Here is a 15,352-nt window from a genome sequence, read left to right as displayed (position 1 = left end):
ACCACTCCTTCAAATAATCTCTTACTCAACAAATGACGGCTGTGCGCTGCTGTCAGTACTTGCAGGAGCTTTTTCTTCTGCTGAGGATGATGAACCAGCGGCAACTTTACCTGCGCCACCACCAGTAATAAATTTACTAATTAAATCTTCTAAATCCATCGTTCCTTGGGTGTTAGAAATCGTAACACCACGTTTAAGGTAGTTAAGACCACCACCTGGTACGATTTTTAAATATTTCTCACCCAACAAACCATTGGTTGCAACCATTATATAAGCATCTTCATCAATACTGGTGATGGATGACATGTTACTGATCAGTTGCTGTTCCATTGTTTTTTGTTGCGCTGGCGTCGCTTGCGTATAATCAGAACTATAACGTAATTCGTCTAAAGCATTTTTTTGAACTTCTTTTAATTGCTGAGCATTAAAACTTGTCAGTTTTCCATCAAGGTCAAAAGTTACTGTAGCTAAACGTGTAACCGGATCAAGTGTAATTGAATCAACACGACCAATTGTTACACCGCTCATCGTTACTTTAGCACGAGGCTTAAGTCCGTTAACGTTGTCAAACTGAGCTTTCATCGTGTAGCCATCGCTCAAGTTTGTACCAACTAAACCACTTACTTTCATCGCTAAAAAAAACAAAGCAATACCGAAGATAATGACAAAAATACCTACGGCCAGCTCACTAGTACGTGATTTCATTAAATCCCTCCGAACATGACCGCAGTCAACACGAAATCAAAACCTAAAACACATAATGAAGAATATACAACCGTACGGGTCATCGCTGTCGCAATGCCTTCAGGTGTTGGATCACACGCATACCCTTGGAAAACTGCAATCCATGTACAAAGTAAAGCAAATACAATGCTCTTAATGATGCCATTTACAACATCATGGCCAAATTGAACATTATTTTGCATACCACTCCAGAAGGAGCCTTCATCAACGCCAAGAAAATCAACACCAACCATTTTGCCGCCAACAATACCAATCGCAGCAAAGATAACGGTTAACATTGGCAAACTGACTATGCCAGCCCAAAGACGTGGTGATACGATTTGCTTTAAAGGATCAACACCAATCATTTCCATACTGGCAAGCTGCTCACTTTGTTTCATTGAACCAATTTCAGCAGTTAATGCAGAACCTGCGCGCCCAGCGAATAGTAAAGCAGCAACAACTGGTGCAAGCTCACGTAGCAAAGTTAAAGACACCATAGTGCCTAGCATTGATTCGCTACCCACATTGACCAATATTGAGTAGCCTTGCAGTCCGAGTACCAGACCAATAAATAAACCTGATACCGTAATAATAAGTAAAGACATTACCCCTACACGATGCATTTGATAGACGAAACGCCCAAAACCACCCGATGAAGGTAATGAAAAAATAATCTGTAAGAGCATCAGTGCCGCAACACCAATCCCTCGAATCCGCTCAATAACGAGTCTACCTAACCAGGCAATCGTATTCATGGACGAACCTCGTTATCTAAATAAGCTTGATGGCTAAACTGGTACTCAACCGGACCTTCTGCCGAACCGGTTAAGAACTGTTTTACAAAAGGAGAAGCATATTTTTGCAATTCTTCCGGCGTTCCTTCCCCTTGAATCTTTCCTTCCGCTACGACATAAATGTAATCGGCAATAGATAAGGTTTCGGAAACATCATGCGAAACAATAATGGTGGTTAAATCCAAAGCTTCACGCAACGAACGAATGAGACGAGTTAAAACACCTTTTACAATGGGGTCTTGCCCAGCAAATGGTTCGTCATACATGATTAAATCTGGATCAAGCGCGATTGCACGAGCCAAAGCAACTCGTCGATTCATACCGCCTGATAACTCGGTAGGCATGAGCTGTTCTGTTCCACGCAGGCCAACAGACTCAAGCTTTAAAGCAACCAGTTCAGCAATCAAATTTTCAGAAAGCTTAGTATGTGCACGGATTGGAAAAGCGACATTTTCATAAACCGACATATCGGTAAATAAAGCGCCACTTTGGAAGAGCATTCCCATACGCGCACGAGCGGCGAACAATTCCTGACGTGACATTTGAGCAATATCTTTACCATCAAGCAAAACTTCACCCTGATCAGGAACAAGTTGTCCACCAATCAAACGTAATAAAGTCGTTTTACCTGTACCAGATGGTCCCATGATGGCCGTAATCTGGCCGCGACGTATATTTAAACTAATATTGTCATAAATGACGCGTTCCCCTCGATTAAAACTCAAATTTTTCACTTCAATGAGTGACTGAGTCGAGAGAGGAGTTTTATTATTCATAATGGCAATCATTCCTGCACTTTTATGCCCGCATACTATAACACTGAATTTTGGGAATCTTGTTGTAATTTTGACAAAAGCAAAGACAACTAAACGTATAAATATAGGTTAGTTTTTGAAGGGAATTTACTGATTGAGCACTTGGAACTGATCTACAAAATGGCCTGTTAGCAAAGCATAGGCAAAGTAAATCCCATTGCACAAAGCGAGTACAATAAAAAGATATGGCAAACCATGTTGAAGTAATAATTTACTCAACCATGTCAAAGATGCCATTTTTCGATTACTTTTACGCATTATTACAATTAAATTTGAACCACTTCACACTTTATTATTTTATAGCAAAACTGAAAAATAAAAAAGGCCAGTTTGTTAACTGGCCTTTTTTTAAATCTTTTTAAAGATTAACGGTCGAATTTACGACGTGGTTTGTCATCAAAACTACGACGTGGGCGATCCTCACCACCGAAGCTACGTTTTGGACGATCTTCACCACCAAACGATGGACGTTCACCACGTGGTTTGTCATCAAAGCTACGACGTGGTTTATCATTAAAACCACCTTCGCGACGTGGACGATCTGAGTTGAACTCACGACGTGGACGATCTTCGCCACCAAATGACGGACGCTCACCACGTGGCTTGTCATCAAAACTACGACGTGGACGATCTTCACCACCGAAGCTACGTTTTGGACGATCACCAAAACCGCTTTCACGACGTGGTTTATAGTCTACACGGTTACCACGGTTGTCATCATTTGAGTCAAAACGCGGTTTATCATTGAAACCACCTTCACGACGCGGACGGTCTGAGTTGAACTCACGACGTGGACGATCTTCAAAACCGCCTTCGCGACGTGGACGGTCTTCAAAACCACCTTCACGGCGTGGACGATCTGAATTAAACTCACGACGCGGACGATCTTCGCCACCAAATGGACGATCACCACGTGGCTTGTCATCAAAGCTACGACGTGGACGGTCATCACGACCACCTTCACGACGTTTGAAGTTGCTTTCGCCTTCAAAACGACGACCACCGCCAAAACCGCCACCACGACGACCATCACGACCACCGCCGTTGCCGCCACGACCACGACCACCACCATCACGACCTGAACGAGCAGGAGGTGGAGATGGCTCTAAGCCTTCAATTTCAGAAACGCTTAAACGAGCTTCTAAATATTCTTCAAGTGCACGAATCTTACCGCGTTCACGATAAGTCGCTAAAGTAATCGCTTGACCTGTACGACCAGCACGACCTGTACGACCAATACGGTGTACGTAGTCTTCGTGCTTCATCGGAAGACCAAAGTTAATTACGTGAGAAATAGTTGGTACGTCAAGACCACGAGCAGCAACGTCAGTTGCAACTAAGATCTTCGCACGGCCTTCACGGATACTACGTAAACGACGGTTACGTACTGTTTGTGGCATCGCACCGTGAAGTGCAACAACTGAATGACCTGCTTCTGCAAGTTCTTCAGCCAACATATCAGTGTCTTCTTGAGTGCTTGCAAAAACTACAGCTTGATCTAAGTTTTCATCACTTAACCAATGAGTAAGTAATTTTTTCTTGTGCTCAAAGCCATCAGTCCAATGCAATGTTTGCGTAATATCTGTATTGGTAGAATGACCAGTTTCAATTGCGATACGCATTGGATCTTTCATCATGCATGCTGCAAGACGAATAATACGATCAGCAAATGTTGCAGAAAACATTAATGTTTGTTTACGGTTAGCCGCTAATTCGCTAATCGCTTCTAAGTCTTCAGAGAAACCTAGATCAAGCATACGGTCCGCTTCATCAACAATTAAAGCATCTACTTGGTCTAATTTAATTTGACGACGGTTTACCAAGTCAAGTAAACGACCCGGTGTTGCAACAACAACTTGCGCGCCTTTTAACTGTTGAATTTGTTTAGCAAATGGCATACCACCCATAATTGCAGCAATACGAACACCTTTCATGTGACGTACAAATGCAATTGCATCTTGGCTTACTTGTTGTGCTAATTCACGAGTAGGAGAAATAACCAAAATATTTGGTTGAGTTACTGCTTTCATGCGTTCTTTGAACGGAACGAAAGTTTCTTGACCAGCCAAGTTATTTAATGTCGGCAATAAGAAAGCTGCAGTTTTACCAGAACCAGTCTGGCTAGAAACTAAAAGGTCTTTACCTTCTAAAGCTGCAGGAATAGATTGTTCTTGCACAGGAGTCGGGGTAGTAAAACCTAAACCTTCAAGCGCTTGTTGTAAGGTTTCATGCAAAGAAAATTCGGCAAAAGTTTTGCTCATAGAGAGTTTCACCCTAATGGGTGCTCCATTTTTAATAAGTACAAAATAGACATCGGCACAAAGCGGCAAAGCAAAATTAGCTGAACCTTATTATTCAGCGGCAATCCGAGTAACGACGATGTGGATTAAACGCACGCTTGATTACGGCCGAACCTGAAGAATCGCTGAGCGATCGGGGCGCAAGAAATGGTCCTCTCTATGGACAGCGTGCGCTTACAATGAATAGAACAGAATGTTCAGGTAATGAACGGAAATTTAAGTGCGTGGGCGGATTATAGCAGAAAGAATTTAAAAGTCATGTGTTTTAATCAACTTTCTTGTTATTTCTATTATTATTTGTATTTTACCGATCATTAAAAAGTTAAAACCCTCTATAAAAAGAGGGTCTTAACAGAGAAACTATTTCTAAATTATTTTGCAGCTTTGTCCCAAGCAGGAACAACAGTTTGCATTAATGGCTTTAACATTTTAAGTGAACATGCGATCACTTGACCATTTTCAAGTGAATCATTGCCACCACGAGCATCAACAACTACACCGCCCGCTTCTTTAATAATAAGCTCACCAGCAGCGATGTCCCATGGTTTTAAACCAAGTTCAAAGAAACCATCGAAACGACCAGCAGCAACATAAGCTAAGTCTAGAGCAGCTGAACCACCACGACGGATTTGAGCGCCCGCTTGAGTCACTGCTAATAATGATGCGAAATGTTGTTCTGCATAAGATACGATCTCACCAGCACGTTTAGCACGGTAAGGATGGCCTACTGCCAAGAATGTATTTTCTAAGCTATCTTTTACATTTACACGAATACGGCGTTGGTTCATAACCGCACCGCGACCGCGACTTGCAGAGAACAATTCGTCACGCACTGGGTCGTAAATTACGCCGTGCTGAGTAACGCCTTTATGTTGAACTGCAATAGAAATACAGAAATGAGGGAAACCATTAATAAAGTTTTGCGTGCCATCAAGCGGGTCAATGACCCAGCACCAGTCTGCATCGTGGCCTTTGCCTTCTTGCATACCAAACTCTTCACCTAAGAAGCTATGGTTTTTATAACTTTTACGTAATGTATCAATCGTTAATTGTTCTAAATAACGATCTACACGTGTTACCGGGCCATCAATGCCTTTCTCTTCAACTTGCAAATCGAGTTTATGACGATTTTGATGCGCTTTTAAAAGCTCTTGACCAACTGTTTGAGCCGCACGCGCAGCCATAACCACCATAGGTTCCATTGAACACCCACTACAAGAAATTTGAAGATTTTGACAAAGAATAATGCATAAAAGCGCGAACATTTTAGCAAATGAATGCGCTTTATGGGAAAAAATGTTTCAAAAATTTTGTGAAAGGCTTAAACGACCTGATTTTGCTTAAGCCAAGCTCTCTCAATTGAGTTCAAAATACCTTTCGTATCTAGACCACAATCTTGCAACATTTGATTATGTGAAGCCTGATGCAAGAATGAGTCTGGCAAACCTAAGTTAATGATAGGTTTAACAATTTGTTCTTGTGCCATAAACTCATTCACTGCACTACCTGCACCACCCATAATCGCATGTTCTTCAACTGTTACGAATAAATGAGTATGCTCAGCCAAGTCTCGAATGATTTGTTCATCAAGCGGTTTTACAAAGCGCATGTTTACCACACGCACACCTACATCATGTTTTTGTGCAAGTTGCTCACCAGCTTCTATAGCAACCATGACACGGCTACCAAACGCTAGAATTGTAATTTGCTCATCATTGTTTGCATTAATTTCTGCAACAATTTCAGCTTTACCTAATTCAAGAACCGTCATTTCTTTTTGAATTTCGACACCAACACCAGCACCACGTGGATAACGTACTGCGGCTGGGCCATTGTAGACATAAGCAGTATGGAGCATTTGACGACATTCATTTTCGTCTTTTGGCGCCATGATCACCATATTCGGGACAGTACGCATATAAGCATAGTCATAAGCACCAGCATGAGTTGGCCCGTCTTCACCCACTAAACCTGCACGGTCGATTCCGAAAGTTACATCAAGGTTTTGTAAAGCAACATCATGAATAAGCTGATCGTAGCCGCGTTGCAAAAATGTTGAATAAATTGCAACAACAGGTTTGAGCCCTTCGCAAGCCATACCAGCCGCAAGTGTTACAGCATGCTGCTCTGCAATGGCTACATCAAAGAAACGCTGTGGAAATTGCTTGGCAAATTTAACCATGCCTGAGCCTTCACACATCGCAGGTGTGATCGCAAGCAGACGTTCATCTTGAGCAGCTTCATCACACAACCACTCACCAAATACATCGGAATACTTTGGTGGAGTTTTGCCACCTGAGGTAGCATTTATTTTACCAATCGCATGGTAAGTGATCGGGTCTGCTTCAGCAGGAGCAAATCCTTTTCCTTTCTTGGTATAAACGTGTACTAAACGCGGTCCTTTACGTTTTTTGAGCGCGTTAAAAACTTGAGCTAATTGAGTAACATCATGCCCATCAAATGGACCAAAATAGTCAAAACCAATTGCTTTAAATAAATTATCTGCTGCATCGGTTGCTGATTGGTGTAAGCGAGAGTTATAAGTCCATTTTGGGTGTGGCTGAATGTAAGCCTCACCATGTTCATCTACATTGACTAAATGACCCTTTTCCCAAATTGCAGCTAAATGCTTAGCGAAGCCACCGGTACTGCAAGAAATTGACATGTCATTGTCATTAAGGACAACAATCAAGTCAGCATCATGTGCAACAGCATCATTCATCGCTTCAAAAGCCATGCCCGCAGTCATTGCCCCATCACCCACAATACATACCACTTCACATGGGTCATTTTGATAGCGACGTGCAAGTGACATGCCTAAGCCAGCAGAAATAGCTGTTGATGAGTGCCCCACTCCGAAAGTATCAAAAACTGATTCTTCTCTGGCAGGGAAAGCTGCTAAACCATTTTTTGAACGGATAGTGGTAATTTGTTCGCGACGTCCAGTCAGGATTTTATGTGGGTATGCTTGGTGTCCCACATCCCAAACTAAACGGTCATTTGGTGTATTAAAGCAATAATGCAGCGCAACCGTCAGCTCAACCACGCCGAGGTTAGCACCGAAATGGCCACCACTCTGGCCTGCTGCATATAAAATATATTGACGCAACTCATCAGCCACTTGAACCAGTTGGCTATGCTCGAGCTGACGTAATTGTTGAGGATGATCAATTGCATCTAACAATGGCGTAACAGGGCGTTGAGTTGGAATTTCGGTATACAACATATGTGGCAAAGCCTTTATAAGCCTGGCAAATCCTAAGCTGGGTCAAAATGGGTCGATCATACAATCGAATGAAGTCACCTTCAATCAGCCACATTTGCGAACGAGATCATGCAAAGCAGTCTCTCATACATTATGGGTATGGTTGGCAGATTATCCTGAATAATCTGACTATTTATCAACTATTATCGTCTTCTTTATACAAAAAAGAAAACCTTAGTGTGCAAAATGATTATGACAATTCGACCAATCTCCCAGCATTACGCTATACTTTAAACCGTTTTCGGTTAAAAGATGAGTTAATCTGTGCCTATAGAGTTCATTGCAACATCAAAACTCCCGACCGCTTTTGGTGAATTCAATATTTCTGTGTTTCAAGATCCAGCAACAGGTGAAGAACATGTGGCACTTTCTAAAGGGTTAGAAAATCCGCCAACAGGCCCTGTTTTAGTCCGTGTACATTCTGAATGCTTAACAGGTGATGCTTTTGCGTCATTGAAATGTGATTGTGGTCCACAATTGCAAGCGACTCAAAAACTCATCAATGAAGCAGGACAAGGCGTAATTTTATATTTACGCCAAGAAGGTCGTGGAATTGGTTTAACCAATAAAATTCGTGCTTATGCCCTACAAGATCAGGGACACGATACAGTAGATGCCAATTTACTATTGAATTTACCTGCCGATGCACGTCGTTACGATATGTGTAGCATTATGCTCGACCACTTAAAAGTAAAAGAAGTGAAGCTAATTACCAACAATCCTTTGAAAATTCAGGCACTCAAAAATCAAGGTATTAACGTTGTAGACCGTGTACCGTTAACCGTAGGTCGTAATCCTTTTAATGAACAATATTTAAAAACCAAACGTGAAAGAATGGATCACCTTTATCAAAAAGATGATTTTTGATTTCAAGGGTAAAGTTTAAAAACAATGTTTAAGGGATTTTTTCAAGATTTAGAAAAAATCCCTTACTTTTTTTATGGTTTTATGTTTTGATGTATTTAATTTATATCAATCATCTTTGAGGGTCATTATGCAACATCCGACTTCCACAGATATTCAACGTGTCCGCGAATTTCTCCTCGATTTACAAGCCCGTATTTGCGCTGGTTTAGAACAACAAGAAAAAGCTGGCGGTGGTACGGCAGAATTTATTATTGATGATTGGGAACGCCCAGAAGGTGGCGGCGGTCGTTCACGTGTGCTGCAAAATGGTACAGTGATCGAAAAAGGCGGCGTGATGTTTTCTCACATCAACATTAGCAAACTGCCCGCTTCTGCTACAGAAAGACATCCTCAAATTGCTGGTGCTAAAGCACAAGCGCTTGGTGTTTCTTTAGTTATTCACCCTAAAAACCCAAATATTCCAACCTCTCACGCAAATGTACGTTTATTCGTTGCAGAACGTGAAGGACAAGATCCAATTTGGTGGTTTGGTGGTGGTTTTGACTTAACGCCATTTTATCCAGATGATCAAGATGTTTTAAATTGGCATCAAGCTGCTTATGACCTATGTAAACCTTTTGGCAACAATGTTTACAACGAACACAAGCAATGGTGTGATGACTACTTTTATTTAAAGCATCGCGACGAACAGCGCGGTGTCGGTGGTTTATTTTTTGATGATTTAAATTGCTGGGATTTCGAAACTTGCTTTAAATATATTCAAGCTGTAGGCAACGGTTATTTAAATGCCATTTTGCCAATTTTCGAAAAACACCGTGAACAGCCGTATACCGAAGCTCAACGAGAATTTCAACTTTATCGCCGCGGCAGATATGTTGAATATAACTTGGTTTATGACCGTGGTACTTTATTTGGTCTACAAACAGGTGGCCGTATTGAGTCTATTTTAGTGAGCTTGCCTAACTTAGCTGCATGGTCATATCGTCCTGAGTGGGATGAAGACTCACCAGAGAAACGTTTAACTGACTACTATTTAAAACCTCGTGATTGGTTAGGCTTAAAAGAAAAAGTCGCTTAATTTTTTTGTTTTGGGGATTCTTTGGCTTCCACCCTAAAGAATCTCCTTTTTTATTTTTCAAGTTTTCTGACACTCTCCTAATATTTTTTCTTGTGCCAATTTGACTTATAGTGAGGCCTGCTGAATATTCAGTATAGGCTTTATTTGCTTCATGCCATTTTAAAATTTTGGATACAAGAATGACCAAACAGTTTGCAGTAATTGGCAACCCAATCGAACAATCACGCTCTCCTGAATTGCATCATGCTTTCGCTCAAAAAACAGGTGTTGATCTAGACTATCAAAAACGACTGGCCCCTCTCGACGGTTTTGAATCGAGCATGCGCAGTTTCTTTGCAGAGGGCGGAAGTGGTATGAACGTTACCGTTCCGTTTAAAGAGCAAGCTTATGCTTTATGTGATGTGTTAACTGAGCGTGCCCAAATTGCTAAAGCTGTAAATACGTTATGGATGGAAAATGGCAAATTGCATGGTGACAATACTGACGGTCAAGGCTTAGTTGCCGCAATTCAAGCATTAGAATGGAACCTTGATAATACAACTATTTTAATTTTAGGAGCTGGTGGTGCAACTCGTGGTGTTATTTATCCGCTTGTACAAGCTGGCGCTAAAAAGATTATGATTGCAAATCGAACTCTGGCTCGTGCAGAGCAACTCGTAGATGACTTAAAAACAGCAGTTCCACAAGCTCAACTACAAGCAATTTCCCTAAATGACTTAGAAGGGAATTTTGATATTGTAATTAATGCGACTTCTGCAAGCCTTTCAGGCGATGCTCTACAACTTCCTGAAAAATTACAATTCAAACATGCTTATGAAATGGCTTACGGCAAGCCATCTAGTTTCTTAGATCAAGCGAAACAACGCAATGTGCCTTATGCAGAAGGTTTTGGCATGTTAGTAGGCCAAGCGATTGAAGCTTTTTATATCTGGAATGGTGTAAGGCCAGACTTAAAAGATTTCTTATAAACAAAAAAAAGAACCTACTTAAAGTAGGTTCTTTTTTTATCTCATTGACTATTTTTTAGCAGCGACCATTTGCTTATAAACATCTCGGAAAATTTCATAATCAATAAATTCATTATGTTCAGGTTTTAACTTCTGAATTGTTTTTTCCGTAAGCTGTTGTTTACGAGCGGCCACATAAACGTTCCCTAAAATATCAGCGGTTTCTGATAACAAATGTTTTTCTTCAGCAGAAACACCGTTTTGTTTTTCAAACTCTAACTGATACTGTTTTGAGAAAAGTTGGGCAGGCTGTTTATATTGCTTCTGTAGTTTCTGCCAAGCTTCACGCCCTGCTTTCCCTTGCATGGTCTCTATTACAATATGATCTACAGCACGACCTAACTCATGGTCAAACTGCTCATCTTGCTCAAGATGATGCTTTTTCTGTAAAGCTGTAATACGTTCTAAAGCCTTTCCTTGAGGATTATAGGTATCTTCTTCTGAGAACCAGTAAGCATAAACCTCAGCAATTTCTTGTAGCTGCTGAATAGAGTAATACTTAATATATGACGGTTTTTCAGCAGTCAAATTGGCAATAAATACTGCTTTATAAGTTTTGTCATAGGCATGCGTTGCGTCATAGGTTTTATCTGCAAGTAAAGCCAGATTTGCATCTAGATCTTGTACGTCACTATGCGTGCCCACTGGATGCTCTAACACATCACCTTGACCGAGTTTGTCACCAAAGCCTTTAATAAAGTTTTCTAGCATAGAACCTTTACTTGCTTCAGCTACAGATTTAGCTTGTTTAAGCTGCTGCTGATCAATTGAGGTCGCTTTACCATAGTTTAAAATTTGCATATCAGCTTTAATATTGAAGCTATGTTTAAACTCGGCTGGCGTATAAGCAACATCATAAGCCATGTTTACTGCACGGCCTTTGTCATCTAAAGCCACATCAATCGTGATTGGATTTCTTTGCTTCGGTAAAGCTTGCTCAATCTCAACTTTATGTTTTAACCATAAAGCTTTGAAAGCTTCATCATTGATAAACTGGTTTTGGTTATAAGCTTCAAACGTTTGTTTTAAAGCGTCTCGGCGAGACTTAGTTTGAACTTTTTCAGCACTTGCAGCGCTCTGGTCTAGCACATCAATGCCATAAACTTGGCAATAATTAATATCACCTAAAGCAACAGGTTTCTTCAGTGTTTTTAATTCAATACATTGATCTTCAGTGAGAGTTACAACCTCTTCAGCTTGTGCATCTTGTACACCATCTGCAGCAGCTTCTTCACTGACATCTTCGTCTTCAGAAGCCGATGCATCTGCAGCTTCAGGAGCTTGCGCCGCCGCACTTAAATTATCTTCACCTTCATCATCTGATGAAAGAGCGCCATCAAAGTGTGCGTTGATTAAACTATATAGTTCCTGACTTACAGCAGCAGCGTCATCGGAAGAAACTTTTTGTTCTTCCTTATTAGTTGCTCCTTTTTTTGCTTCAGAAGCAGCAAGCTCAGTTGCCACCTTTTCTGCCATCTTTTCATTATCGAAGCCTAAAACACTTTTTTGAAGGTATTTATCATTGACCTGACCATACAGCTCAACTTCTAAAAGCAACTCTTCAATCGTAGTGTTCAAACGAATTTTATCAACAGCCCCAGCCTTACGATCAGTATCTGTCAGAGATACACGTTGTAAGTTTTGCGGGTCAGCCAAACGATATGACACTGCACTAGAAGCTTTAAGATATTCAATAAACTTCTTCATATCGACATTTTTAAAGAAGTCTTTATACTTTGAAAAATCAATGTAAGTTAAATTGTTTTGATTTTCTTTATTGACTAAATACGGCATTAAACCAAAGTAATTTACGTAAAACTTATAATTTTCTAAATCAAGCACCATTGGCAATTTTGCCTGAACCAATAGCGTTGGCTTTTCATATCTGGCAGTTAGGTTAAATGAACCCATTTTTTGACGATAATGAATTGAGCCGTCATAGCTAAATTGAAGATCATTTAATAAATTAATTAATACGGCATTTACTTTGTCAGAACGTGCTGATGAGATCAGTCCCAAATCACCTTGTTCATTTGCAATAGCCGCATAGAGGGTTTGTTTCTGTGCTTTACTTAAGCCAACCTTTTGCTCACGTAGGTACTGATCGACTTTCTTTTGTAATTCAGCATCAAGCTTAGGTGTATTTTCAGCTTTTGAATTTTGCTTTATTTGTGATGGATCAACCGTAATTTTAAAGTTTCCGCGATAATCATAACTTGGATATTCATACATCGCGTTAACGCTTTGAATAGCTTTTTGCTCTAAATTCGCAGATGCCAATTGCGGACGTACACTGTGTTGCGCACACGCCGTCAAGCCCAAACTAAATAAACATAAACTGAGATATTTTAAATGCATAACCTTTTTTAAAACCTTATCGCTTTATCTTTTCAGCAAAACTTGCTAAAAATAAAAAATTAGTTGTTTTTTCACATAAAAGTATAAGACCTGACTTTATCAGAAAATATAATTTACGGTGTATTTATTTTCGACAAAATTCGCTTTTCTGACATTCTTTTCGGGTGTGATTAACATTGTATTTTTATCATGCGAGTGAATAATCAAATCATCGATTGAGATAATCCCACAATGATTCAAAATTAGGATTAAAGCCATGCCAGCATATAAAGCTCCCCTACACGATATCCGCTTCTTAATGAATGAAGTACTAGATTATCCTGCTCACTATAAAACTTTATCAAATGGTGAAAGTGCAGATCCAGATACTGTAGATATGATTCTTGAAGGTGCGGCAGATTATTGTGAAAACGTACTGTCACCACTTAACCAATCTGGCGATGAAGAAGGTTGCTATTTTGACAACGGCGAAGTAAAAACGCCAAAAGGTTTTAAAGAAGCTTATGACCAGTTCGTAATGGGTGGCTGGCAAGGACTTTCTTATCCTGAAGAATTTGGTGGTCAAGGCCTACCAATGTCTCTAAACCTGATTAAATCAGAGATGATGGGTACTGCAAACTGGTCATTTACCATGTATCCAGGATTGAGCTCAGGTTGTATGAACACGATTTTGCAATTCGGTACAGATGAGCAAAAACAAACATATATGCCTAAACTTGTTGAAGGTACATGGAGCGGCACAATGTGCTTAACCGAACCTCAATGTGGTACAGACTTAGGCCAAGTAAAAACTAAAGCTGAACCTCAAGCAGATGGTACTTACAAACTCACGGGTACAAAAATCTTTATTTCTGCGGGTGAACACGATTTAACTGAAAACATTATTCACATCGTACTTGCTCGTCTTCCAGATGCGCCAGCAGGTACACGTGGTATCTCATTGTTTATCGTACCTAAATTCATGCCTACAGCAGATGGCGGTGTGGGTGAACGCAATACCGTAACTTGTGGTTCAATTGAACACAAAATGGGTATTCGTGCGTCTGCAACGGCTGTACTCAACTTTGATAATGCAACAGGTTATCTAATTGGTGAAGTAAACAAAGGTTTACATGCAATGTTTACCTTCATGAACACAGCGCGTATCGGTACTGCAGTTCAAGGTATTGCACATGCTGAGTTATCTTTCCAAGGTGCTCTTCCATATGCTAAAGACCGTATGTCTATGCGTGCGCTTTCTGGTAAGAAAGATCCAGATAAAGTTGCTGATGCAATCATTCACCACGCAGACGTACGCCGTATGCTTTTAACTCAAAAAGCGATCGCTGAAGGCGGTCGTGCAATGATTTACTATGCTGCGCAAATTGCTGACAAAATGACAGATGCGTTAACACGTGGTGATCAAGCTGCTTTTGAAGACTACGATGACAAACTTGGTTTCTATACACCGATCTTAAAAGGTTTCTTAACTGAACTTGGTTTAGAAGCAGCCAACCACGGTATGCAAGTTTACGGTGGTCATGGTTATATTAAAGAATGGGGTATGGAGCAAATCGCACGTGATGCACGTATTGCGACCTTATACGAAGGAACAACTGGTGTTCAAGCACTCGACTTAATTGGTCGTAAAGTGTTGCTAAGTTCAAAAGGTAAAGTAGTACGTGAATACACTGCTGAAATCTTAAAATTCTGTGCTGCTCACGCACGTAATAAATACTTACGTCGTTTTGCTTGGGACTTAACTAAGCTTTGTGCTCAGTGGAATACTTTAACAGTTCGTATCATGCTTGCTGCACGTAAAGACCGCGACATCGTGTCTTCTGCTTCTGTAGATTTCTTAATGTTCTCAGGCTATGTCATGATGGCTTACTTCTGGGCTCAACAAGCTGTGATTGCTTCTGAAAAATTAGAAGCTGGCAACGGTCAAGAAACCCCTGAGTTCTATAAAGCAAAAATTAAAGTTGCTGATTTCTACTTCGACCGTTTATTGCCACGTGCACAAGGTCATGCAGAATCGATGGTAACTACATCTCGCACACTTACTTCATTACCAGTTGAGCACTTTAGCTTCGACTACTAATGATTTGTAAATACTAAAATTAAAAGAGCGCAATTTATATTGCGCTCTTTTTTATTATATTA

At 40.5% G+C, this 15,352-nt stretch carries 12 protein-coding genes; 4 read left to right on the top strand and 8 right to left on the bottom strand.

Features of this window, described 5'->3' with window-relative positions; all coding sequences use genetic code 11:
• Positions 1 to 21: 21 nt before the first annotated feature.
• The 7 genes from ABFY81_RS12040 to dxs form a co-directional block, all read right to left on the bottom strand.
• Entirely contained in the window at positions 22 to 705 is a 684-nt protein-coding gene (locus ABFY81_RS12040) for an outer membrane lipid asymmetry maintenance protein MlaD (protein ID WP_347913858.1), read from the bottom strand.
• Positions 705 to 1,481: a lipid asymmetry maintenance ABC transporter permease subunit MlaE gene (gene mlaE / locus ABFY81_RS12035; protein WP_004705340.1), complete on the bottom strand. Its 777-nt coding sequence runs from the start codon at positions 1,479 to 1,481 to the stop codon at positions 705 to 707. The genes ABFY81_RS12040 and mlaE overlap by 1 nt, the downstream gene beginning before the upstream one ends.
• A complete protein-coding gene (locus ABFY81_RS12030) occupies positions 1,478 to 2,296 on the bottom strand; it encodes an ABC transporter ATP-binding protein (protein WP_004705339.1) in 819 nt (272 codons plus the stop codon). The genes mlaE and ABFY81_RS12030 overlap by 4 nt, the downstream gene beginning before the upstream one ends.
• Before the next feature lie 126 nt (positions 2,297 to 2,422).
• On the bottom strand, positions 2,423 to 2,572 hold the full coding sequence (locus ABFY81_RS12025; RefSeq protein ID WP_171057785.1) for a hypothetical protein: 150 nt from the start codon (positions 2,570 to 2,572) through the stop codon (positions 2,423 to 2,425).
• Positions 2,573 to 2,700: 128 nt separating this feature from the next.
• The gene (locus ABFY81_RS12020) at positions 2,701 to 4,596 is read right to left on the bottom strand and encodes a DEAD/DEAH box helicase (protein WP_077163590.1); all 1,896 of its coding nucleotides are present in this window, start codon (positions 4,594 to 4,596) and stop codon (positions 2,701 to 2,703) included.
• A 410-nt stretch (positions 4,597 to 5,006) separates the two neighbouring features.
• Positions 5,007 to 5,837, bottom strand: a complete 831-nt coding sequence (locus ABFY81_RS12015) for an inositol monophosphatase family protein (RefSeq protein ID WP_019457801.1) — start codon at positions 5,835 to 5,837, stop codon at positions 5,007 to 5,009.
• 119 nt (positions 5,838 to 5,956) lie between these two features.
• Positions 5,957 to 7,861, bottom strand: coding sequence for a 1-deoxy-D-xylulose-5-phosphate synthase (dxs, locus tag ABFY81_RS12010; protein WP_068932467.1), 1,905 nt, complete (start codon positions 7,859 to 7,861; stop codon positions 5,957 to 5,959).
• A 303-nt stretch (positions 7,862 to 8,164) separates the two neighbouring features.
• Between dxs and ribA the strand changes: the two genes are divergently transcribed.
• The 3 genes from ribA (at position 8,165) to aroE (ending at position 10,813) form a co-directional block, all read left to right on the top strand.
• The gene (gene ribA / locus ABFY81_RS12005) at positions 8,165 to 8,767 is read left to right on the top strand and encodes a GTP cyclohydrolase II (protein WP_347913857.1); all 603 of its coding nucleotides are present in this window, start codon (positions 8,165 to 8,167) and stop codon (positions 8,765 to 8,767) included.
• A 127-nt stretch (positions 8,768 to 8,894) separates the two neighbouring features.
• Positions 8,895 to 9,845, top strand: coding sequence for an oxygen-dependent coproporphyrinogen oxidase (gene hemF / locus ABFY81_RS12000; protein WP_347913856.1), 951 nt, complete (start codon positions 8,895 to 8,897; stop codon positions 9,843 to 9,845).
• 179 nt (positions 9,846 to 10,024) lie between these two features.
• Complete coding sequence (gene aroE, locus ABFY81_RS11995) at positions 10,025 to 10,813, top strand: shikimate dehydrogenase (protein ID WP_347913855.1); 789 nt, start codon at positions 10,025 to 10,027, stop codon at positions 10,811 to 10,813.
• Between the two features lie 48 nt (positions 10,814 to 10,861).
• Here aroE and ABFY81_RS11990 read toward each other — a convergent pair whose 3' ends face one another.
• Positions 10,862 to 13,210: a hypothetical protein gene (locus ABFY81_RS11990; RefSeq protein ID WP_347913854.1), complete on the bottom strand. Its 2,349-nt coding sequence runs from the start codon at positions 13,208 to 13,210 to the stop codon at positions 10,862 to 10,864.
• Between the two features lie 256 nt (positions 13,211 to 13,466).
• Here ABFY81_RS11990 and ABFY81_RS11985 point away from each other — a divergent pair, with 256 nt between their 5' ends.
• A complete protein-coding gene (locus ABFY81_RS11985) occupies positions 13,467 to 15,290 on the top strand; it encodes an acyl-CoA dehydrogenase C-terminal domain-containing protein (protein ID WP_347913853.1) in 1,824 nt (607 codons plus the stop codon).
• The last annotated feature ends 62 nt before the right edge of the window (positions 15,291 to 15,352 follow it).

Source organism: Acinetobacter sp. WA-87 (assembly GCF_039938935.1).
Classification (GTDB): Bacteria; Pseudomonadota; Gammaproteobacteria; order Pseudomonadales; family Moraxellaceae; genus Acinetobacter; species Acinetobacter seifertii.
Note: the sequence above shows the minus strand (reverse complement) of the source record. Positions and strands in the feature narration are given on the sequence as shown.